The organism is Pantoea sp. Seng (assembly GCF_009829935.1).
Taxonomy (GTDB): Bacteria; Pseudomonadota; Gammaproteobacteria; order Enterobacterales; family Enterobacteriaceae; genus Pantoea; species Pantoea communis.
Genome location: NZ_SZZV01000007.1, coordinates 66,893 through 87,878, shown reverse-complemented (window position 1 = coordinate 87,878; position 20,986 = coordinate 66,893). Strand labels below are relative to the sequence as shown.

20 protein-coding genes are annotated in these 20,986 nt (G+C 55.5%); 13 read left to right on the top strand and 7 right to left on the bottom strand.

Features of this window, described 5'->3' with window-relative positions; translation table 11 throughout:
- Positions 1 to 27: 27 nt before the first annotated feature.
- Entirely contained in the window at positions 28 to 1,020 is a 993-nt protein-coding gene (locus FD737_RS09110; RefSeq protein WP_034829964.1) for a LacI family DNA-binding transcriptional regulator, read from the bottom strand.
- A gap of 403 nt (positions 1,021 to 1,423) precedes the next feature.
- Here FD737_RS09110 and FD737_RS09105 point away from each other — a divergent pair, with 403 nt between their 5' ends.
- On the top strand, positions 1,424 to 2,887 hold the full coding sequence (locus FD737_RS09105; protein WP_097118449.1) for a sugar porter family MFS transporter: 1,464 nt from the start codon (positions 1,424 to 1,426) through the stop codon (positions 2,885 to 2,887).
- Positions 2,888 to 2,902: 15 nt separating this feature from the next.
- Here the strand turns inward: FD737_RS09105 and FD737_RS09100 are convergent, their stop codons facing one another.
- The 4 genes from FD737_RS09100 to FD737_RS09085 form a co-directional block, all read right to left on the bottom strand.
- Positions 2,903 to 4,036 carry an ROK family protein gene (locus tag FD737_RS09100; RefSeq protein WP_160833322.1) on the bottom strand — a complete coding sequence of 378 codons (1,134 nt, stop codon included), beginning with the start codon at positions 4,034 to 4,036 and terminating at the stop codon, positions 2,903 to 2,905.
- A gap of 16 nt (positions 4,037 to 4,052) precedes the next feature.
- Positions 4,053 to 4,793 (bottom strand): DNA replication protein DnaC, encoded by a 741-nt coding sequence (gene dnaC, locus FD737_RS09095; protein ID WP_034829969.1) that lies wholly within the window; start codon positions 4,791 to 4,793, stop codon positions 4,053 to 4,055.
- Positions 4,793 to 5,329: a primosomal protein DnaT gene (dnaT, locus tag FD737_RS09090; protein ID WP_160833321.1), complete on the bottom strand. Its 537-nt coding sequence runs from the start codon at positions 5,327 to 5,329 to the stop codon at positions 4,793 to 4,795. The genes dnaC and dnaT overlap by 1 nt, the downstream gene beginning before the upstream one ends.
- 92 nt (positions 5,330 to 5,421) lie before the next feature.
- Positions 5,422 to 6,114: an autotransporter domain-containing protein gene (locus FD737_RS09085; protein ID WP_160833320.1), complete on the bottom strand. Its 693-nt coding sequence runs from the start codon at positions 6,112 to 6,114 to the stop codon at positions 5,422 to 5,424.
- A gap of 142 nt (positions 6,115 to 6,256) precedes the next feature.
- On the opposite strand from FD737_RS09085, the gene FD737_RS09080 reads away from it, so the two are divergent.
- The 9 genes from FD737_RS09080 to FD737_RS09040 all read left to right on the top strand — a co-directional run bounded on the left by FD737_RS09080 (position 6,257) and on the right by FD737_RS09040 (position 15,481).
- Positions 6,257 to 6,817: a DNA-3-methyladenine glycosylase I gene (locus FD737_RS09080; protein WP_034829972.1), complete on the top strand. Its 561-nt coding sequence runs from the start codon at positions 6,257 to 6,259 to the stop codon at positions 6,815 to 6,817.
- Positions 6,818 to 6,927: 110 nt separating this feature from the next.
- Positions 6,928 to 7,590, top strand: coding sequence for an OmpA family lipoprotein (locus FD737_RS09075; protein ID WP_045815063.1), 663 nt, complete (start codon positions 6,928 to 6,930; stop codon positions 7,588 to 7,590).
- Between the two features lie 161 nt (positions 7,591 to 7,751).
- Complete coding sequence (locus FD737_RS09070) at positions 7,752 to 8,756, top strand: LacI family DNA-binding transcriptional regulator (RefSeq protein WP_160833319.1); 1,005 nt, start codon at positions 7,752 to 7,754, stop codon at positions 8,754 to 8,756.
- 58 nt (positions 8,757 to 8,814) lie between these two features.
- On the top strand, positions 8,815 to 9,840 hold the full coding sequence (locus FD737_RS09065) for a LacI family DNA-binding transcriptional regulator (RefSeq protein WP_160833318.1): 1,026 nt from the start codon (positions 8,815 to 8,817) through the stop codon (positions 9,838 to 9,840).
- A 155-nt stretch (positions 9,841 to 9,995) separates the two neighbouring features.
- Positions 9,996 to 10,745, top strand: coding sequence for a sugar phosphate isomerase/epimerase (locus FD737_RS09060; protein ID WP_160833317.1), 750 nt, complete (start codon positions 9,996 to 9,998; stop codon positions 10,743 to 10,745).
- A 7-nt stretch (positions 10,746 to 10,752) separates the two neighbouring features.
- A complete protein-coding gene (locus FD737_RS09055) occupies positions 10,753 to 11,694 on the top strand; it encodes a sugar kinase (RefSeq protein WP_034829978.1) in 942 nt (313 codons plus the stop codon).
- Positions 11,695 to 11,835: 141 nt separating this feature from the next.
- A complete protein-coding gene (locus FD737_RS09050) occupies positions 11,836 to 13,116 on the top strand; it encodes an MFS transporter (RefSeq protein ID WP_160833316.1) in 1,281 nt (426 codons plus the stop codon).
- Between the two features lie 66 nt (positions 13,117 to 13,182).
- The gene (ghrB, locus tag FD737_RS09045; RefSeq protein WP_160833315.1) at positions 13,183 to 14,157 is read left to right on the top strand and encodes a glyoxylate/hydroxypyruvate reductase GhrB; all 975 of its coding nucleotides are present in this window, start codon (positions 13,183 to 13,185) and stop codon (positions 14,155 to 14,157) included.
- An 82-nt stretch (positions 14,158 to 14,239) separates the two neighbouring features.
- On the top strand, positions 14,240 to 15,481 hold the full coding sequence (locus FD737_RS09040; RefSeq protein ID WP_097118439.1) for a valine--pyruvate transaminase: 1,242 nt from the start codon (positions 14,240 to 14,242) through the stop codon (positions 15,479 to 15,481).
- Positions 15,482 to 15,530: 49 nt separating this feature from the next.
- Here the strand turns inward: FD737_RS09040 and FD737_RS09035 are convergent, their stop codons facing one another.
- Together FD737_RS09035 and FD737_RS09030 are read right to left on the bottom strand one after the other, a co-directional pair.
- Positions 15,531 to 15,746 (bottom strand): hypothetical protein, encoded by a 216-nt coding sequence (locus tag FD737_RS09035; protein ID WP_058961171.1) that lies wholly within the window; start codon positions 15,744 to 15,746, stop codon positions 15,531 to 15,533.
- A gap of 143 nt (positions 15,747 to 15,889) precedes the next feature.
- Positions 15,890 to 17,341: a PLP-dependent aminotransferase family protein gene (locus tag FD737_RS09030; RefSeq protein ID WP_160833314.1), complete on the bottom strand. Its 1,452-nt coding sequence runs from the start codon at positions 17,339 to 17,341 to the stop codon at positions 15,890 to 15,892.
- Positions 17,342 to 17,523: 182 nt separating this feature from the next.
- Between FD737_RS09030 and FD737_RS09025 the strand changes: the two genes are divergently transcribed.
- Genes FD737_RS09025 through FD737_RS09015 form a run of 3 tightly spaced genes read left to right on the top strand, consistent with a single transcriptional unit; the run spans position 17,524 to position 20,983 of the window.
- Entirely contained in the window at positions 17,524 to 18,990 is a 1,467-nt protein-coding gene (locus FD737_RS09025) for a hypothetical protein (RefSeq protein ID WP_160833313.1), read from the top strand.
- 17 nt (positions 18,991 to 19,007) lie between these two features.
- Positions 19,008 to 20,285 carry an acetyl-CoA carboxylase biotin carboxylase subunit family protein gene (locus FD737_RS09020; protein WP_097118437.1) on the top strand — a complete coding sequence of 426 codons (1,278 nt, stop codon included), beginning with the start codon at positions 19,008 to 19,010 and terminating at the stop codon, positions 20,283 to 20,285.
- Complete coding sequence (locus FD737_RS09015; RefSeq protein WP_160833312.1) at positions 20,273 to 20,983, top strand: class II glutamine amidotransferase; 711 nt, start codon at positions 20,273 to 20,275, stop codon at positions 20,981 to 20,983. Before FD737_RS09020 ends, FD737_RS09015 begins: the two co-directional genes overlap by 13 nt.
- Positions 20,984 to 20,986 lie beyond the last annotated feature (3 nt).

The window sequence follows — 20,986 nt, the reverse complement described above, 5'->3', positions numbered from 1 at the left end:
GGGTAACCTGAAGGGGGTTTGTCGTATTTAGATAGTCGCTCCCATCGAGAGTCGATAATGCAGATTGACCTGTTCAATAGTCGGCTGCTGGTTAATCTTCTTCAGCACAATCTCGGTGGCGACTTTACCCATCTCAAAACGTGGCGTGATCACGCTGGCTAAACGCGGCGTGGTGGCCTGGCCAATCTCCAGCCCGTGAAAACCGGCAATCGCCATCGTCTGCGGCACGGCAATTCCGGCTGCCTGACACTCCTGCAATACGCCGACAGCTAAATCATCATTGGTGCAGAGAATCGCGTCCATTTCCGGATAGAGCTGGCGTGCCAGCGTCATCATGCCCGTACCAATCGATACTGAAGAGACCTTGTTCGGCACAATTCTTCCCGCCGGGAAGCCCGCCGCTTCTACCGCATCACGATAACCCGCATAGCGCTGCTCATCGCGGCGATCGGACATCGAACCAAAATAGATGACGCGCTGTTTGCCGCTGGCCAGCAGCATCGAGGTCATATCGTAACCGGCGCGATAGTTATCAAAACCGACGTTTATCCGCCCGCTGGCTTCCGTCAGCCCCATCACTTCCGCCACCGGAATATTGGCGGCATTGAGGTATTTCTCGGCGCGCACCGTGTGCACGGATTCGGTGAGGATCAGCCCTTTGATGTTAAACGCCAGCACGGTAGCGATCTGCTCCTCTTCACGCTGGGCGTTGTAGTCGTAATTGACCACCAGCGTCTGATAGCCGTGCGCACTGGTGACCGACTCAATGCCCGCCAGCAGATCGGCAAAGATTTGGTTGTTAAACGAAGGAACCAGCACGCCGATGCGTGGCTGACTCTGTTTGGTTGCGGTGGTGTTGTCGCTATCGGGGACGTAGCCGATTTCAGCCATGACGCTGGCGATTTTCTCCGCCGTTTCCGTTTTAACCTTTTCCGGGGTACGTAAATAACGGCTTACCGTCATTTTGGTGACGCCCGCCAGGGTAGCAATATCGTCCAGAGTGATGCGCTGCGTTTTCATTGCGACGTCCGCAAAGATGGCCTGTCAATCAACGTATTATGCCCGTTGCCCGGAAAAAAATGAAACCTACGCTTAACCTCCCTCAGAGAGAGAAATCAGCGTCACATTACAGAATAAAAATTTCACACCGTTGCAAGAAAAAACAAGAATAGTCATATCACGCCTCTCGCCTCTGATAAAAAACCTATCATTTCAGCCAAATATGGCCCTACCGTGAATATTGCCATCAGCAATTTTCGCAACGTCGTTCACACTTTCTGGAAAAAATGATCCAAAAACCATCATTTAGAACATATATTCCAACGCGATGACCTTGAGTGAAAAACGCTGAACATCGATAACCTACACCACTCCTCTTTCTGAACACGTAACGTTCAGGCCGTAGAGACAAGGGGCTATAACAATGGATACCAGGCAAAAACGCTACAACATGAAGTACGTCATACTCTGCTGTACCGTCGCGGCATTTGGCGGACTGCTAATGGGCTATGACTCTTCAATTATCTCCGGTGCAATCGAACCTTTAAGTGAATATTTCCAGTTAACCCCCGCAGAAACCGGCTGGGCCGTTTCCAACATTCTGCTGGGTAGCTTAGTGGGCTGCTTTATTGCCCCGCGACTGAGCGACAAACTCGGACGCAAAAAATCGCTCGCCATTACCGCGTTGCTGTTCACCGTTTCGGTGATCGGCACCGCCATCGCCCACAACTTCACGGTGTTTGTGCTGTTCCGCATCATTGGTGGGCTGGCGATTGGCCTCGCCTCGGTGATTTCGCCGATTTACCTCGCGGAACTGTCGCCCTCGAAGTTTCGCGGCCGTACCACTGCACTCTATGCGGTATGCTGTGTCGGTGGACAATCGGTGGTGTTACTGACCAACTACTTCATCACCAAATCGACGCTGCCCGAGGTGATGATTAACATGGGCTGGCGTTATATTCTGGCTACTGCACTGGTGCCTTGTGCACTGTTCATCTTCTTCATCGCCTTTATCCCGGAATCTCCGCGCTGGAATGTGCTCAAGGGCAAATACGATGAAGCGCTGGATACGCTGACCAAAATTTCCAACCGCGAGCATGCCGAGAGCGTGTTCAATGAAATCAAACACTCATTCTCAGACAAAACCGCACACCAACATAAATCGCGCCTGCGCCTGGATAAAACCACCATTCCGTTGCTGATCATCGGTATCGGTCTGGCGGTCGGTAACCAGATCAGCGGCATTAACGTCATTCAGTACTTCGGTCCGACGCTGCTGAAGAACGTGGCGGGCAGCACCGATTCGGCGTTGCTGCAGACCTTCTGGCTGTCGATTTGTCAGTTTATTGGCGTGCTGGCGGGCATGATGGTGATTGATAAAATTGGCCGCCGTAAGCTGCTGCTGCTGGGGGCCATCACCTCCTGCATCTGCCTCGCTTACTCGTTCATCGCGTTCTATTATCACCTGCCGGGTATGCTGGCGGTGGTGGGTCTGTTTGCCTATATGATTTTCTTTGGCATGACCTGGGGCCAGATTGTCTGGACCGTGCTGGGCGAAATCTTCCCTACCGAAATTCGTTCGATCTGCGTCGGGATTTCCATCTGTGCCATGTCGCTGGCGAACTTTGTGATCAGCAGTACTTTCCCGATCATGAACAGCAGCCCGATGCTGCTGGATCTGTTCCACGGTGGTTTCCCTCTGCTGCTGTTCGCGATTTTCTCTCTGGGAATGTACTTCTTTACCTTCCGCTACCTGCCAGAGACCGCGGGCGTGTCGCTGGAGAAAATTCATGGGTTGGTGCTGGAGAAGTTTAACGTTGAGGCTGATTTGCCACAGAGCACCTCAACGACCAAATCCAGCGAGTCATTTGATATTCCACGGCATTAATGTGATGAAGCGCGCCTAAGAGATGGCGCGCTCATATTGCTCAATCACCGCCAGCGCCAAACCGTTGGCAGGATCAATACGCTGCGGCAGGAAATGCAGCTGCGTGTGGGAGAAGGTGAAGGCCAGCGTGCTGGCCTGCGCCGTTTCTTCAACCGCCTGGATAAAGGCAGGATGCGTATTCCACGGCCCATCAATAATGATGCTCGCCGGGTTCACCAGCTGCATCACATGGCTCAGGGCGTGGCCCAAATGTTGACCGGTTAACGCCATCACTTCACTCACGATCTGCGGTTCACTGGCGGCATTCTGCCAGCGCAGTCCTGCTTTACGCTGCCCCAACTGTTGTTGAATCGCGGGCTGACTGATCAGCGTTTCCAGGCAGCCTGAACGTCCACAGCTACAACGCAACCCTTTCGGTTGCACCTGCAAATGACCAATCTCCCCGGCGGTCCAGCTGCTGCCGACAAACACTTCGCCCTGTTCCACCAGCGCACCGCCAACCCCTTCACCGATACGCAGATAAAAATGGCTTTGTGCTCTATCCAGATCGAGTTGCTCCACCGAGAGCAGCGCAGCGGCTTTGACGTTATGCATAATGCGCAGCGGCAAACGGCAGGCGCTGACCAGCGGCGTCAAAACATCGACATCCTGCCAGCCAAGATGGGCGGAAAAGTGCACCCTGCCGCGCTGTGGATCGATAATGCCGGGAAAGCCTACGGCGATGCCCAGCAGTTCAGGATGCGCGGCGTGCAAGGTCTGGCACACTTCCTCCAGCTCACGCAGCAGCTGCTCAGGATCGGCGGTCGCCGTTTGCCAGGTCTGTTCCGCAATCACCTGCGAGAAATAATCACAGACGCGCCAGTGAATGGCGTTGCGCTCCACCATGATGCCGGCGCTTTTTAGCTTTTCCGCGCGTAGCGAAATTTCGATTTTTGGGCGTCCAGCCGCTGCCACGCTCACCGGGCCGAGTTCGTGAATCAGGCCCTGCGCCAGCAAATCATCCACAATCAGGGATACGGTGTTTTTACTCAGCTGCAGCGCCAGCGCGATATCCTGGCGGGAAGTAATACGTGTGCTACGCAGTTGCGTCATCACGCGCTTAAGGTTGTTTAATCGAAGTAATGCGGGGCCTTTACCGGCTACTTTCATCGCGCGCCCACCTGACTCAATACTCATCACCGCGTACACGGCTGCGATAGCTTTCCCAATCGAAACGCACCCACAAACTGGTGCCGAGACGCATACGATCCATCACGCGCTCACCTAATAAGCCGTTCATTCCCGCCGGGTCCAGATTCGACAACATGCCGGTTGGGCGTTTTGACGATGAGCGACGATCGACAATCTGATTGATGATCACTTTTTCGTAGCGGGATTCGCTCTGCATGCCGATCTCATCGATCACCAGCAGATCCACATGGCTAAGATCCTGCAGCAAGCGCTCTTCGGTGATGTCGCTGCCACCGCTGAAGGTGCCTTTCATGCTCGACATCAAATCGGCCACGGTGACAATCAATACGCTTTTGCCACGCAGAATGAGGTCGTTACCGATGGCGGCGGCCAGATGGTTTTTTCCGGTGCCAGGGCGGCCAGAAAACACGAAGCTGGCGATGCTGTTGTCGAACCCAGCGGCATACTCCCGCGCCAGCGCGAGTGCTTTGCGCTGACCATCATTCTCGACACGATAGTTATCAAACGAGCAGTTCATGTGCAGCTCACGGATACCGGAACGCCCCATGATACGCTGCATTTTCATGGCGCGGTTTTCGCGCACGATGGCTTCAGAGCGCAGACGGCCCTGCTCCTGATTCCACGCCAGCAGCTCTTCACCGTTTTTAAATTTCGGCTGCACATCCGCAGGCATAAATTTTTTCAGGCGACTGAAAAGATCGTTCGGCGTTTTCATCACTCACCTCGGAATCCATCGGGAATATCATATTGAGTATTGCTGATCTGGGTGACATCGCGCTTGGGCTGACCGCCATTAGCAGCGCGGTTCATTTGTACGCTGCGCGCCAGTTTCTGCTGCCACTGCACATGATGGAACAGTCGGCCTTCGGCCTGCCAGTAAGCCACAAAGGTAGCCAGTTCGGCTGCAGTGACCGGTTCACTCAGCGCCACACCCCAGATGGCGGCCTGCCGCTGAAAATCGTGATCCGGCTGCCAGCCCGCGTACATGGCAAACTTGCCTACCGGTGTGGCAATCGGTGCCGCATCGGTATGGAACAGGCTGTCATCCAGCGTGACATCATTTGGCTGCTGCGCTGCGGCTTCCAGCGCCAGCAACTGTGCCAGACGCTGCGGTGTCAGCGCATAAAAAGCGGGCGCATTGTTGTGCAGCACCGCCAGCACGCCGTTATCGGCCTGCTGCAACACGGCAAGCGGATCCTGGCAAAAGCCATCCAGCCCCACCAGCGTTGAAGATAAGATTTTAACTGACATGAAGAAACCTGACGTTGACCAACCCGGAGCGCCGATAGGTTTAGCGCTAAGTGGTCAGTGTACCTGTTTTAACGCGATGGATCGCGCAGGATTTAGAAGCTGGCGCTGACGCCAAGGCTGTAAATAAACTGCTCACCGCTGACCACCGCCCCGGTTTGCGAGAAGGAGGCGAAAGCCGCCATATTTTGCCCAAACGGCACATTGGCCCCCACGCTGACATCCACCCAGTTGCTTTCATGGCCGATCTCCTCGGGGCGATCGCGCAGCGATGACGCATTTTCATCACTCAATTGATGGCTGTAGCTAACCTGTGCCCAGGGTAAAATCCAGTCAAGAGTGGAATCAAGACGCCAGCCCAGTGAGGCAATATGCCCGGCATGGTTTCCATCGACAAATTCACACTTCGGGCAGCTCAAACGGGAATCATCCATCGCAAATTGCGCCACCGGACCGGTGCGCAGCGTCGCACTCATCGGCATCTGCCAGCCTGCCGAATAGCGGTTAGCAAAGGGGGCATTCCCCACGCTGGCTTTTTCACTGTGCAGCACCATCGCGCTCTCATCCGGTGAATTAAGCGCGGCATCCATCAGACTGACATCACGGTTTTCTGTCAACATCAGGTGATGACTGGAAATCTTTTCAGCAAGTATCGCATTGTAATCGGGCACATAATCCGCGCCCGATTCATCCCAGGCGTAAGCCGGCAGCGCCGCAAATAACAGCCACACACTGCCAAAAGCCAGCATGAGATTGTGCTGGCCTGTCCACTCACTTTTCTGCAACATGAAAGACTCCTGCCGAGCCAGAAAGGAAACGGGCGTTAAGATTCAGGTTTATTGATTATCGGCACCCATTGATTAACTATTAATCGATTCTGTAATACGTCAAGGGATTAACTGTATTTTCCTCATGCTTAGGGAGAGTAATATGCAACGTTGTGGCTGGGTAACACAGGATCCACTCTATCTGGCGTACCACGATAATGAGTGGGGTGTGCCGCAAACTGATAAGCGGGCCTTATTTGAAATGATCTGCCTTGAGGGACAACAGGCGGGTTTGTCGTGGATCACCGTGCTCAAGAAACGTGAGAACTATCGTCGCGCGTTCCACGAATTTGATCCTCAGGCCGTGGCGTTGATGGATGAGGCAGACATGCTGCGCTTGCTGCAAGACAGCGGATTAATTCGTCATCGCGGCAAGCTGGAGGCGATCATCAATAACGCCAAAGCCATGCTGGCGCTGGAAGCGGAAGGCGAAGACTTTTCACGCTTTGTCTGGTCATTCGTCGATAATCAGCCGATTTTGCACCGTTTCGCCGATTACAAGCTGGCGCCCACCACCTCCGAGCCTGCCATTGCGCTCTCTAAGGCGTTAAAGAAGCGTGGTTTTAAATTCGTCGGTCCCACAACCTGCCATTCATTTTTACAGGCGTGTGGGCTGATTAACGATCATCAAACCAGCTGTTTCTGCCATCCCGATAATCTTTAACGCAAAACTTTACACTTTAAGACTGACCCTCACGCATTTCCCCATTATTGAACGGCATAATAGTGCCGTTTTGGGGCATTTTCCCCGTGTGACTTTGTGAGGGATTTTCAATGAAAAAGCGTAGTTTGACGCTGGCCTTGTTACTCAGCGGCAGCGTTGTGCTGTCCGGTTGTACCACCAATCCTTATACCGGCGAATCGCAGGCCGGGAAATCCGGCATCGGCGCGGGCTTAGGTGCCGTGCTGGGTGCAGGCGTTGGCGTGTTGTCATCGTCGAAGAAAGATCGCGGCAAAGGCGCGCTGATTGGTGCCGCATCCGGTGCGGCGCTGGGCGGTGGCGTCGGCTATTACATGGATGTGCAGGAAGCGAAGCTGCGCGACAAAATGCGCGGTACTGGCGTCAGCGTGACGCGTCAGGGCGATAACATCGTGCTGAATATGCCGAATAACGTCACCTTTGACTCTAACAGCAGCAACCTGAAACCCGCAGGTGCTAACACCTTAACAGGTGTCGCGATGGTGCTGAAAGAGTATCCTAAAACCGCCGTCAATGTGGTGGGCTTCACCGACAGCACCGGTACGCGCGCGCTGAATATGCGCCTGTCGCAACAGCGTGCGGATAGCGTGGCCAGCGGCCTGATTCTGCAAGGCGTAGCCCAGAACCGTCTGCGCACGCAGGGCATGGGCCCGGATAATCCGGTGGCCAGCAACAGCACCGAAGCGGGTAAAGCACAAAACCGCCGCGTCGAGATCACGCTGAGTCCACTGGGTTAATCCCGCTCGCCGATCTGTTTCTGCAGATCGGCTTTTCCGCACGTTTTTACACCGCAATTGACGCTTTTTGTATCAGATAACGCTCTATAATCGTCAACCAATAGAGCCGTGAAATACTTTATGCTAGCGTGATCAAAATTTGATCGGTGGAAAACGTCATCATGTCGCTCAAAGCCATTGCCGCTGCCCTCGGCCTCTCTGTTACCACCGTGAGTCGTGCGCTAAATGGCTATGACGATGTTGCGGCCGCCACGCGTAAACGTATTGAAGAAGAAGCCACTTCACGCGGCTATCGTCCGAATGATGCCGCGCGCCGTCTGAAGACCGGGCGCGCCAATGCCGTCGGGCTGGTTTTCCCGGTCAGCACCGCCTCTTTGAATGACAGCTATTACAGTGAAATGCTGTTGACGCTGGATCAACGCCTTGCTCAGCATGACATTGATCTGATGATCCTGCCGGATAAACCACAGGATAAGCACCGCACGCTGATGCGCTTGCTGCGCAGTGGCGCGCTGGATGCGTTGATTCTCACCCATACCCAACCGCATGATATCCGTCTGCAGCGTTTGCAGCAGAAAGGCTATCGCTTTCTCACGCTGGGCCGCAGCCAGCTGCCGCAACCTTATGCCTGGTTTGATTACGATAATCATGCAGGCACCTTGCTGGCCGCTGAACACTGCCTGCAACAAGGGCTGACAAGGCTTGCCTATCTTGGCGGCAACGAGCCCTGCACGTATATCCTCGATCGTCGCCACGGCTTTATCGATGCCCTCACACAGCATCAACCACCTATCGCGCCAACGATGCTGGCCGCGCTGCCGGTAACACGTCGTGCCGGTTACCAGCAAACACAGCGCTGGCTGGCGCAGGATATCGCGCCTCAAGCCATCATCACGGATTGTGCGCCGCTGGGTGAAGGCGCGGCCATCGCGTTGCAGCAGGCCGACCGTTTAAGCGGCGCGCGGGCGATCCCCCTCTATGTCTACGATGGCTTGCCGCATGACTCCATTATCGATCATCCGGTGAACGCGATTTTGCAGCTATCGCAGCAGCGCATTGGCGAACGCGTGGCCGAAATGGTGCTGCAACTGCTGGAAGGTGCACCGCTTGAGGAGCTCCAGACGCTGTGGCAACCGATGTTGCGCCTCACTTCTGATGCACAATGATTGCGTGCGCGCCGCGCTGTGATAGTCTTCGCCTGATTTTATTATTCAGGTGTACGCGATGAAGACCAGGCCGCCACGAGCCACAATCAGTGACGTTGCCCGCACGGCAAAAACCGGTAAAACCAGCGTTTCCCGCTATCTTAATGGCGAAGTGAATCTGCTCTCGCCCGATCTCAAAGCCCGTATTGAACAGGCGATTGCCGACCTCGATTATCGTCCCAGCCAGATGGCACGCGGCCTGAAGCGTGGCCGCACGCGGCTGATTGGCCTGATTATCGCGGATATTACCAATCCCTATTCCGTGGATGTGCTGAGCGGTATCGAAGCGGCCTGCCGTGCGCAGGGCTTTACGCTGCTGATGTGTAACACCAACAACGAAGTCGATCGCGAGCAGTATTATCTGCAACTGCTGAGCAGCTATCAGGTTGAGGGCATCGTGGTGAACGCGGTCGGGATGCACGAAGAGGTGCTGAAGCGCCTGCAGCAGTCGATGCTGCCGATGGTGCTGATTGACCGTAAAATTCCTGACTTCGCCTGTGATGTGGTTGGCCTGAATAACCCCGAAGCCGCGCAAATTGCCACCCAGCATCTGCTGGACAACGGTTACGATGCCCTGCTGTTCCTCAGCGAACCCTTGGGTAGCGTTAACACCCGCCGTGAACGACTCGGCGCGTTCTATGACACCTGTAAAGCCCACGCCGGCGTGATGGCGGAAAACGCCGAAGTCCCCCTGCATCAGCCAGAACAGCTGGAGCAGGTGCTGCAGACATTCCAGCAACGCCACAGTGACAAACGCTGCGCGGTGATGGCCGCTAACGGTGCGCTGACCTTACAGGTGGCGCGCGCATTGCAGCGTCTCGAACAGCGCTGGGGTGAAACCATTGGCCTGCTTGGTTTTGATGAGCTGGAGTGGGCTGCATTGGCGGGCGTGGGCATCACCACCCTGAAACAGCCCACCTGGCAAATTGGCTATGCGGCGCTGGAACAGGTGATCTCACGCATTGACGGTAATGAGCAGCCGATCAATGAGCAGGTTTTCCCCGGTGAGCTCATTGTGCGCGGCTCCAGCCAGCCGCTGCGCTAATCCCCTTTTCTCTGGCTCACTTCGTGAGCAGGATCATAATTCCACACTCTCTTCCTTTCATTTGGAACCGGTTCCATTTAGGTTTTTTTTAAGACATCGATTTAAAACAAAGGGCGGCTCAGACCGCATCCTTCCGAGTTCAATGGAGAGACAACATGGCACATCCGGAAATCATCGTGGTCACCGCCGCCTACGGCACGCACAAAGTCGCTGAGTTAGGTGGTCAAACCGCCCTGCTGCCGCTGATCAAAGCCGCTGGCGCGGATGGCGTAGAAATCCGTCGTGAGCTATTCAGCGAAGACGATCCACTGAGACTGCATTCGCTCAACGAGGCAATTGCTCAACAGCAGCTGAGTGCCAGCTACTCGGTGCCGGAAGCGTTGTGGCTGGAAGATGGCTCGCTCAACCCTCGTCTGGGACAATTCCTGCTGGAAGCCGAACAGATTGGCGCTAAGCGTTTGAAAATCGCCCTCGGCCATTTTGTCGATCTCTCCGACGCTGCGCTGGTTGAGGTACTGGCAGCATCGCCAGTAACCGTGGTGGTGGAAAACGATCAAACGCCAGACAGCAAACTGGCCCCGATGCAGACCTTCTTCCATCGTGCCTGCGATGCCGCCCTGCCGCTGGATATGACCTTCGACATGGGCAACTGGCAGTGGACCGGCGAAGACGCCTTGCAGGCAGCGGCGCAGCTCAGCCGTTACGTCAGCTACATTCACGTGAAAGCTGCGGTGCCACATGGCGAGAGTTTCCGTGCGGTGGCGCTGGACGAAACCGACGGCAGCTGGCGCACATTGCTTAACGCACTGCCTGCTGATGCGCCGCGCGGCATCGAGTTCCCGCTCGAAGGCGAAGATCTGCTGGCCGTGACACGCCATTACGTTGAATTGCTGCGTGCGCTGTAAGGAGTCGATGATGAAGCAGCTGGATGTGGTCACGATTGGCGAAGCGATGGCGATGTTTATCGCCCAGCAAAGCGGGGATCTCGCCGCCGCAGAGGGCTTCGTCAAACGTATTGCCGGTGCCGAACTGAATGTAGCCATCGGCCTGGCGCGCCTTGGTTTACAGGTCGGCTGGGTTAGCCGCGTCGGCGATGACAGTTTCGGCCGTTTTACGCTGCAACAGCTGGCGAAAGAGAAGGTCGATCATCACTGTGTGACCACCGATACCCGCTATCGCACCGGTTTCCAGCTCAAGTCGCGCGTCGATGACGGTTCCGATCCTGAAGTGGAATATTTCCGCGCCGGCTCCGCCGCCAGCCATCTGTCACCTGACGATTTTAATGCGGATTATTTTGGCGGCGCGCGTCACCTGCACCTGAGCGGTGTGGCGGCGGCGATCTCTGACAGCTCGCTTGAGTTGACCAAACATGCGGCCAAAGAGATGCGTTCGCGCGGCAAAACCATCTCCTTCGATCCGAATTTGCGCCCGGTGTTATGGCGCAGCGAGGAGGAAATGCGTAAGCAGCTGAATCTGCTGGCAGAGTACGCAGACTGGGTGCTGCCGGGTGAGAAAGAAGGGTTCATTCTGACCGGCTATCGTCAGCCAGAAGCCATCGCCGATTTCTATCTGGATAAAGGTGTACGGGCTGTGGTGATCAAAACCGGCTGCGACGGTGCCTGGTATAAAACTGCCGACGGTGAAAAGGGCAATGTTGCACCGATTCTCGTCGATAACGTGGTGGATACCGTCGGCGCGGGCGATGGTTTTGCCGTGGGCCTGATCAGCGCATTGCTCGAAGGCAAATCGCTGCCACAGGCGATTCTGCGCGGTAACAAAATTGGTTCGCTGGCGATTCAGGTCGCGGGCGACAGTGAAGGTCTGCCGACGCGCGCGGCGCTGGGCGATTTTTAATTAAGGGGTTGCCTTAATCGGTGGCCCGGCATGAAGGGTATGCATTCAGGCGTACCTGGTGAAACAGTCTGTCTCTACACAACCCGATTATTTCGAGGCGCATCCATTGAATGTGCCCGCCTCAAAACAGAGGAGTCACCCATGAAATCGCAGACAATCGCGCCAAAACGCTGGTGGTTTATCATGCCCATCGTGTTTATCACCTACAGTCTGGCGTATCTGGACCGGGCGAACTTTAGCTTCGCCTCTGCCGCAGGGATTAATGACGATCTCGGCATCACCAAAGGCATGTCATCGCTGTTGGGTGCCCTGTTCTTCCTTGGCTATTTCTTCTTCCAGATCCCCGGCGCGGTGTATGCCGAACGCCGCAGCGTGAAGAAGCTGATTTTCTGGTGCCTGATTCTGTGGGGCGGCTGTGCCTCATTAACCGGCGTGGTAAGCAACATTCCGATGCTGGCAGCGATTCGTTTCGTGCTTGGCGTGGTGGAAGCGGCGGTGATGCCGGCGATGCTGATTTACATCAGTAACTGGTTCACTAAGTCGGAACGTTCGCGCGCCAATACTTTCCTGATCCTCGGCAATCCGGTCACGGTGCTGTGGATGTCGGTGGTGTCCGGCTATCTGATTAATGCTTTCGGCTGGCGTGAAATGTTTATCTTCGAAGGCATCCCGGCGGTGATCTGGGCCGTGGCCTGGTGGTTCCTGGTGCAGGACAAGCCAGCACAAGCCAAATGGATGAGCGACGAAGAGAAATCAGCACTGCAGGCGCAGTTGCAGAAAGAGCAGGAAGGCATCAAAGCGGTGCGTAACTATGGCGAAGCCTTCCGAAATCGCAATGTGATCATTCTGTGCATGCAATATTTTGCCTGGAGCATTGGCGTGTACGGTTTCGTACTGTGGCTGCCTTCGATTCTGCGTAACGGCACACAGATGGGTATGGTCGAGGCGGGTTGGCTTTCAGCAGTGCCTTATCTGGTGGCGACCATTGCGATGGTCGTGGTGTCATGGGCGTCTGACAAAAAGCAAAACCGTAAGCTGTTTGTCTGGCCGCTGCTGCTGATTGGGGCGCTGGCGTTCCTTGGCTCCTATCTGGTCGGTTCCAGCCACTTCTGGCTGTCGTATGCGCTGCTGGTGATTGCCGGAGGCGCGATGTATGCCCCTTACGGCCCGTTCTTTGCCCTGATTACTGAGATGCTGCCACGCAACGTTGCTGGCGGTGCCATGGCGCTGATTAACAGCATGGGCGCACTCGGCTCCTTCATCGGATCGTGGATTGTAGGCTATCTTAATGGCGCAACCGGCAGTCCTGCTGCCTCTTATATCTTTATGGGTGCCGCGCTGCTGGTCTCGGTGTGGCTGACGTTAATCGTCAAGCCCGCGGAGAACAAGACAGCACCGATTCATGGGGCGAAGCACGCCTGAAAGCGTAAGAAATGACTTTTCCGGGCGGCTCAGGTCGCCCGTCACACGTTCTACAGGGAGCAAATGATGAAACCTGCTGTGATTCTTTATAAGAGCCTGCCAGACGATCTGCGCGCTAAACTGGATGCCCATTTTACCGTCACCGAAGTGCATGACGTCTCCCCCGAAACCGTGCAACAGCATGCCGCACAGTTTGCGCAAGCCGAGGGTTTGCTCGGCTCAGGCGGTAAAGTAAATGGTGATCTGCTGGCGAAGATGCCCGCCTTACGCGCTTGTTCTACCGTGTCTGTGGGTTACGACAACTTTGATGTCGAAGCCTTAAATCAGCGCAATGTACTGCTGATGCACACGCCAACCGTTTTGACCGAAACCGTGGCCGATACCATGATGGCGCTGGTGCTGAGCACCGCCCGTCGCGTCACCGAGTTGGATCAATGGGTTAAGGCCGGTGAATGGAAGAAAAGCATCGGACCAGAACATTTCGGCATCGACGTGCATCACAAAACCTTGGGGATTCTTGGCATGGGCCGTATCGGCCTGGCGCTGGCGCAGCGTGCGCACTTCGGCTTTGGCATGAACATTCTCTACAACGCACGCCGTCAGCATGAAGAGGCGGAAACCCGCTTCGGTGCACGTGCCTGTGATCTTGAAACGCTGCTGAAAGAGAGTGATTTTGTTTGCATCAGCCTGCCGCTGACCGAGCAGACGCACCATATGATTGGCGCTGCACAGCTCAAGATGATGAAACCCAGCGCCATCCTGATAAATGCAGGTCGCGGCCCGGTGGTTGATGAGCAAGCGCTGACGGCGGCATTGAAGGACGGCACGATTCACGCAGCCGGTCTGGATGTGTTTGAAGTGGAGCCGGTGCCTGCCGATGCGGAGATCCTTAAGTTGCCGAACGTGGTAGCGCTGCCGCACATCGGCTCAGCCACCCATGAAACGCGTTACGGTATGGCACGTGATGCGGTGGATAACCTGATTGCTGCGCTGAGCGGCAAAGTCGAGAAAAACTGCGTTAACCCGCAAATCCAGGCCTAAGCTTGCTGCTTTAGCCATTGCGCCTGCCCGTGGCGGGCGCTAAGGTGGTTGCCCATTCCCGATTACAATGTTTTAACTTCCTATGTCCTTTTCTCAGTTCGGCGACAAATTTACTCAACATTCCGGCATCTCACGTCTGATGGAAGACATGGGTGAAGGCCTGCGCACGCCCGGCACCATTATGCTTGGCGGCGGCAACCCGGCGCAGATCCCGGCCATTAATGACTACTTCAACCAGCTGCTGCTGCAGATGCATCAGGACGGAAAACTGAGCGAAGCGCTGTGCAATTACGACGGTCCGCGTGGTAAAACGCTGCTGCTGGATGCGCTGGCGAACATGCTGCGTGAAGAGCTGGGCTGGCCGATTACCGCACAAAATATTGCGCTGACCAACGGCAGCCAGAGCGCGTTCTTCTATCTGTTTAACCTGTTCGCGGGTCGTCGCGCCGACGGCAGTAAAAAACGCGTGCTGTTCCCGCTGGCACCGGAGTATCTCGGTTACGCCGATGCCGGACTGGAAGAAGATCTGTTTGTTTCCGCCAGGCCGAACATTGAGCTGCTGCCAGAAGGTCAGTTCAAGTATCACGTCGATTTCGACCACCTGCCGCTGAATGAGGACGTGGGCCTGATCTGCGTGTCGCGCCCAACCAACCCGACCGGTAACGTGATCACCGATGACGAGCTGATGCAGCTGGATGCGCTGGCACAGCAGCACGGCGTGCCATTACTGATCGATAACGCCTACGGTGTGCCCTTCCCCGGCATTATCTTCAGCGAAGCCCGTCCGCTGTGGAACCCAAATACCATTCTGTGCATGAGCCTGTCGAAACTCGGCCTGCCGGGTGCACGTTGCGGCATTATCGTCGCCGATGAGAGCACGATTAGCGCGATTGGTAACATGAATGGGATTATCAGCTTAGCGCCAGGCAGTATCGGCCCGGCGATTGCCACTGAGATGATCGTGCGTGGCGATTTGCTGCGTCTGTCGGAAGAGGTGATCAAGCCGTTCTATCAGGACAAGGTGAGCGAGACGATTGCCATTCTGCGCCGCTATCTGCCGGAAGATCGCTGCCTGATCCACAAACCCGAAGGGGCAATTTTCCTCTGGCTGTGGTTCCGCGATCTGCCGATCAGCACCGAAGCCTTGTATCAGCGCCTGAAAGCGCGCGGCGTGCTGATGGTGCCGGGCCACTTCTTCTTCCCTGGTCTGGAACAGGAATGGCCGCATACACATCAATGTATGCGCATGAACTATGTACCGGATGCGGAGAAGATTGAACGCGCGGTGCAGATTCTGGCGGAAGAGCTGGAGAAGATTGGCTAAACCAATCTTTTAAAACGCCTCTCGAAATTAATCGGGAGGCGTTGATGCATTATTTATTATTGTACCAGTCGTAAAATCGGAACAGGCTTGAATAAAAAGCATAGGCTCCGATCAGCATAAATAACCATGCTACTACGCCAACCCATCCAGGATTATTCACCGGGACATAGGGTAAGGATTCATGCGATAGGGTAAAGAAAGTCCAAATCCACAATGCGAAAATAATGAATCCACGTGTAGGGATATCCTTTCCAAAAATTTTCATTACTTATCCTTGTCATCTATTTCATATATTTAATGATAAACCAAGCCAGACAAGAATAAATTAGTGATTCCATTAACTGGTAGTGAATAATAAACACAGCAGCCAATGTTTATTTAAATTTGTGAACTACTTCCAAATAATCTCTATTTATCCGCCACCAGCGATAGCTGGCACCATTGCGCCAGCTGCTTGATTGCCTCCTCCACTTCCGCATTCCAGCCAAAACCGGCGTTCAGTCGGAAACAGTGATCGTAACGGTGATCGGTGGCGAAGATATGTCCCGGCGCGATACCGATGCCCGCGTTACGCGCTTTAAGAAACAGCGCGCGCACGTTTAACGACTGAATGGGCATTTCCACCCACAACACATAGCCGCCTTCAGGATCCGATACACGCGTGCCCGCAGGGAAATAACGCAACACCGCCTGGCGCATATGGTGGATTTGATTCTTCAACTCACGACGCAATTTGCGCAGATGCGCATCGTAGCCGCCGCTGCGCAGCAGTTCAGCAATCGCTGCCTGTGACAACACCGAGGTGCCCATGCTGGTGGTGTATTTCAGCGAGGCGATTTTGCGCATGTAATTACTGCTGTGCACCCAGCCAATGCGGATACCGGGCGCCACCGTTTTCGAGAAGCCGCTGCAAAGAATGGCATTCGGGCTAAAGGCGCGCATCGGGAACGGACGGCGATTGCCAAACGCCGTATCACCGAAAATATCATCCTCAATAATCACCACATCATTCTCATCGGCCTGACGCGCAATATAGGCTTTCTGCTCGTTGGGAATGCTTTTCCCCAGCGGATTATTGATGTTGTTGATGGTGAGATAGGCCTGCACCGCTTTACGCTGAAACAGCGCGGTAAGTTTACTGACGTTAACATAACCTTCCGGCCCGGCTTCCACTTCAATCACGCGCAGATTGAGATTATGCAGCATCTGCAACAGCACGAAGTAGCACGGCGATTCCACTGCCACGATATCGCCGGGGCGGGTGGTGGCGCGCAAAGCCAGTGAGATAGCTTCGATACAACCGTTGGTGATCAGGATGTCATCAGCGCTGATATTGCAGCCATAATCCACCGCGCGGCGTGCAATCTCGGCTTTCAGCGGCGCATAGCCGGTGCCCTTCACCGTGTTGCCGAGCAGTGCCTGTTTGCTGTAGCCCATCTGGCGCATCAGCAATCCAATTTTCTTGACCGGATAGAGCGAGATATCGCCATTGGCCAGATCCAGCCGCACACGACAATCGGAGCCCAGCATGGCCAGATGCAGCTCGGTTTGTTCATCCAGCGGGGCGACTTCACGCGGCTGTTCGCTGTGGATGGCAGCGGGTAACCCCCTGGGAACCTGACGGGGCGCCACAAAAAAGCCGGACTTAGGACGCGCAACGGCATAGTGCTCATCCTCCAGCGTGCGTAATGTTTTCAGCGCAGTGGTCATGCTGACGCTGTACTGCGTCGCCAGCGTGCGCACCGACGGTAAACGGCTATCAGGCGGCAGCGATCCGCTGTGAATGGCTTGTTTTATCTGCTCTGCAATCTGACGGTAACGACTACTCTGGCTCTCCTGTTCACCCGTTCCATCCGCCATCTGTTCCACCCTATATCGTGCTGATCTGTGCGTATCCATCAGATTACATTCAAAGTACTTTAGGCTGCATCTGTTAATTCAGCCTCAGACATTCATTCCGTTGCAACTTCGTGGCCCCTTTTCCTGCCCGTTACCGCCAGCACGGTAACGGCGATTTTATTAGCCAAAGGATGAAGTGAAAAATGAATAATCTGTCCACCATGATGAGAGAAATTGAAGGTTATCTCACGCCCGCGATTATCGATTCTGCTCAACGCTGTTCTCAACGCTTACTTGCCGCCCTACCCGATAGCGACAATCCCGCTAACAATCGCGTGCTACTCGCCTATGGCGGCGGGAAAGACAGCAGCTACATGGTGGCGTATGTGCGCTACATTCAGGGGCTGATTTGGCAGCAGCAGGGCAGCACCTTCCAGCTGCGCATCAGCACCAATCGTCATGCGGCGATGAACGACAGCGTGATGGAAAATATCGACCGCGTATATCGTGCATTGCACATTCCGGGTGATGACTTTATCGAATGCCTGGTGACTGATGGCTTGCAAATCCGCCACTTTGAACGTCATCTGCCGATGCCCGACAGCGTGCGCCAGCAGAATCGCAACGATGTGCTGATGAATGGCCATCGCTTTCGTGCCGATGCGCGCTCCACTTTCTGTAACGCCTGCAACCTCAGCATGGTGAACTCGTTTGGCCTTGCCGCGCACTACGAGGGCGGCGTGGATGTGATCATCACCGGTGATTCGCCGCAGGAGCAGACCGCTTACCTCGCCTGGGCTCGTCATCTTTCACGCCTGTTTGATGCGCCCGTTGCCGACAAATCACGCGGCTTTAGCGGCTTCCTGCAAACCCTGGATGGCGTGGCAGAACGCTATTTCGCCGACATTTACGGCGCCGAGCAGGTTACCCCGGCCCATCGCATCACCTGGCAGCTGGCACGCGATCCGCTGTTCTTCAACATCTATCAGGACACCGCCTATGAAGCGGGTGCGCACTGGTCGCTACTCACCGAGTTCATGCACTTCCGCTTTGATGAGCTGATGTTCAGCTTCTCTGAATCGGACTGCGGCAACCCGACGTTAATGGCACATATTCGCGGTCTGCGAGCGGAGACGCTGATGCAGCGTAGCTACGCCGAAGGCATTCGCGAATATGTGCGCTTTGCGCTCGGCCTGATGGAGAAGAAAGATTTCCCGCCGCAACTGATTGCGGAAATGGCGGCGCGTTATCAGGACGATGCGGCGATTGAACGCGCTCGCCAGCGTGCAGCGCAGTTTGCCGAACAGGCGTTTGGCCTCAACGAAACCCAGCTGGTGTGCATGATCTATTCGCCGTTTATCGCGCAAGGCCAACAGCTCAATGTCTGGCTACAACAGCTCGATCAGGCGCCTGATGAACAGGCGGTGCGGGCACTGCTATGCGGCGATAGCGATGATTTGCTGCTGGCACAGCAGCTGGAGCAGCTCTCCGGCCTGACGATTGCACAGATGCGCCAGTGCTGGCGCAGTGCACAGGTCAATACGCTGCTGGATGGCACGCGCGGCGATGCGCTCTCACGCGTGCTGCGTTTCGATCCCCACAAAGCAGTGATTCAGGTCAACAACGGTGCCTTGCAAGACATCGTCACTGAAGTGATCTCCGGGCGTTAACCCGGTAAGGCGACGCGATGAGAAAGATTTTCCTGCAGATTGGCGCCACGCGTGACGGGCAAAATCCGTACTGCGCAGTGGCAAAACGCGAAGGCTATTTTACCGTGCTGGCGGAGATGGGCGACTTTGTCGACTATCAAAGCTTGAGCATTCAGCTGCCGTTCGATCTGATTGTGCGTCTCGATCGCCCGGAAAATCCGTGGGATGTGTTACAGGCCTGTCTGCGCGCGGGCTTACTGGAACATCCTCAGGTAGTGCTGGCAGGCTTTGAAGCCTACAACGCCAGCGCCGGTCGCGTACGCGAACTGCTGGCCGGGCCGGATGCCGGACCTTGCTTTATTCCGCCGGATAAGTACGCACAGCGCATGGCCTTGCGTAAAGCCTGGCCACGCTTTCCACAGCCGGAGTTTCGCTTCTTTGCCTCACCGCTGAGCATTCGTGACGCGCGTGATGCACTGCTGTATCCCTGCGTGATCAAACCGGTGGATGGCGGCGGCGGATTAGGGATCTGGCTGGTGGAAGAGGCCAGCCAGCTCGATGCGGTGATCGGCAAGCTGGTGGAGACCATGAACTACGGCGGGCGCGGCTTTAGCGGCTTTATTGTCGAAAGCTGGCTGCCGGGCGACGAGTATTCACTACAAGGTGTGGTGGATAACGGACACGCGGTGGCGCTGACCTGCTGTCAAAAGGTGATCGAGCACCACATCGATGCAGAAGGCTGTATCAGCTTTTACGAATCCGGCCATGTGGCGATGGCTGCACAACAGCTGCCTGCGGCCTTTGCCAGTTTGATGAGCTTTTGCTGTGAGACCTTTGGCTATCGCCAGGGCGCCTTCCACATCGATTTTATTATGGTGAACGGTGAACCGCACTTCCTCGAAATGGGCTTCCGCTTATCGGGCATGGGCGTGGTGAATCTGGTCGAGGAAGTCACCGGCATTAACTGGGCGGAGGTAGCGTTTCAGATTGAAGCCGGACGGGGTTTGCCGGTGCTGCACTTCCCTAAGCAAGCCCAGGCCATTGGTCGCCTGCGCCTGCGTCAGCGCCTGCAATATGACGCAGCGGAACGCTGGATCGCCCAACATCAGCGCGGTCAACTATTGCCACCGCTCAATCTGCCCGCGCTGGCCGTCTCGCCGCGATCCTCGCTCTACGCCGACCTCACCCGTCATGCTGGTATCCTCGCCACCTTCCGTCTTGCCGCAGACAGCCGTGACGATGTGTTAGCGGTGTTCCAGCAGATTCTCGACGTTCCGTCCTTAGCCCCCCGGAGAGATCTTCTATGTGCAGAATGATTCTGGCAAGCGGTCAGTTTGATGCGGCAGCGGTACTGGACGCCGCACGCGCCATGAGCTGTGGCGAAACCGCCACGCATGACGGCCCGATCAAACAGCACCCTAATGGCTGGGGCTGTTTGTGGCTGGATCAGGGAAAGATTCGCACCCTGCATGGCACTGGCACCTTTGCTGATGCGCTGCCCGGTATTGATGTTGATGCATTGCGTCACAGTCGTTTTCTGGCGGTACATGTCCGCCACGCCACGCTGAGCAAAAATCACGGCATCGAGTTTTCCCATCCGCTGTGGCGCACCAGCGGCGCGACACAGTGGTACATGATGCACAACGGCTTTTTACCCACGGTCTATGCGCAACTGGGCATGGCGGAATCGCGCTTTGACTCCGCCGAATACCTTGAATATATCGTCGATCAGGTGACGCCTGCCGATTTTACCCGTGACTACCTGCGCAGCAAGATGGCGCGCGTGTCACCGGGTGGCAGTGCGGCTAATGCGATTTTTGTCACCCGGGATAAAGCCTGGGCGTGGCAGTGGCATCCCGATGACACCCCTTATCCTGACTATTTCACGTTGCATCATTATCAAAATAACAGCACCACTTTTATCTCTTCTGAACCTATTGCTGCACTGGGCACGGCGTCTGACTGGCGTCGCATGAACAACCATGAACTTCATGAATTTCCACTTGGGGAGTGATCA

Bases quoted from the DNA above. Each gene is read 5' to 3' on its own strand.
- FD737_RS09110 (WP_034829964.1), bottom strand. From the start codon at position 1,020: ATGAAAACGCAGCGCATCACTCTGGACGATATTGCTACCCTGGCGGGC.
- FD737_RS09105 (WP_097118449.1), top strand. From the start codon at position 1,424: ATGGATACCAGGCAAAAACGCTACAACATGAAGTACGTCATACTCTGC.
- FD737_RS09100 (WP_160833322.1), bottom strand. From the start codon at position 4,036: ATGAAAGTAGCCGGTAAAGGCCCCGCATTACTTCGATTAAACAACCTT.
- dnaC (WP_034829969.1), bottom strand. From the start codon at position 4,793: ATGAAAACGCCGAACGATCTTTTCAGTCGCCTGAAAAAATTTATGCCT.
- dnaT (WP_160833321.1), bottom strand. From the start codon at position 5,329: ATGTCAGTTAAAATCTTATCTTCAACGCTGGTGGGGCTGGATGGCTTT.
- FD737_RS09085 (WP_160833320.1), bottom strand. From the start codon at position 6,114: ATGTTGCAGAAAAGTGAGTGGACAGGCCAGCACAATCTCATGCTGGCT.
- FD737_RS09080 (WP_034829972.1), top strand. From the start codon at position 6,257: ATGCAACGTTGTGGCTGGGTAACACAGGATCCACTCTATCTGGCGTAC.
- FD737_RS09075 (WP_045815063.1), top strand. From the start codon at position 6,928: ATGAAAAAGCGTAGTTTGACGCTGGCCTTGTTACTCAGCGGCAGCGTT.
- FD737_RS09070 (WP_160833319.1), top strand. From the start codon at position 7,752: ATGTCGCTCAAAGCCATTGCCGCTGCCCTCGGCCTCTCTGTTACCACC.
- FD737_RS09065 (WP_160833318.1), top strand. From the start codon at position 8,815: ATGAAGACCAGGCCGCCACGAGCCACAATCAGTGACGTTGCCCGCACG.
- FD737_RS09060 (WP_160833317.1), top strand. From the start codon at position 9,996: ATGGCACATCCGGAAATCATCGTGGTCACCGCCGCCTACGGCACGCAC.
- FD737_RS09055 (WP_034829978.1), top strand. From the start codon at position 10,753: ATGATGAAGCAGCTGGATGTGGTCACGATTGGCGAAGCGATGGCGATG.
- FD737_RS09050 (WP_160833316.1), top strand. From the start codon at position 11,836: ATGAAATCGCAGACAATCGCGCCAAAACGCTGGTGGTTTATCATGCCC.
- ghrB (WP_160833315.1), top strand. From the start codon at position 13,183: ATGAAACCTGCTGTGATTCTTTATAAGAGCCTGCCAGACGATCTGCGC.
- FD737_RS09040 (WP_097118439.1), top strand. From the start codon at position 14,240: ATGTCCTTTTCTCAGTTCGGCGACAAATTTACTCAACATTCCGGCATC.
- FD737_RS09035 (WP_058961171.1), bottom strand. From the start codon at position 15,746: ATGAAAATTTTTGGAAAGGATATCCCTACACGTGGATTCATTATTTTC.
- FD737_RS09030 (WP_160833314.1), bottom strand. From the start codon at position 17,341: ATGGCGGATGGAACGGGTGAACAGGAGAGCCAGAGTAGTCGTTACCGT.
- FD737_RS09025 (WP_160833313.1), top strand. From the start codon at position 17,524: ATGAATAATCTGTCCACCATGATGAGAGAAATTGAAGGTTATCTCACG.
- FD737_RS09020 (WP_097118437.1), top strand. From the start codon at position 19,008: ATGAGAAAGATTTTCCTGCAGATTGGCGCCACGCGTGACGGGCAAAAT.
- FD737_RS09015 (WP_160833312.1), top strand. From the start codon at position 20,273: ATGTGCAGAATGATTCTGGCAAGCGGTCAGTTTGATGCGGCAGCGGTA.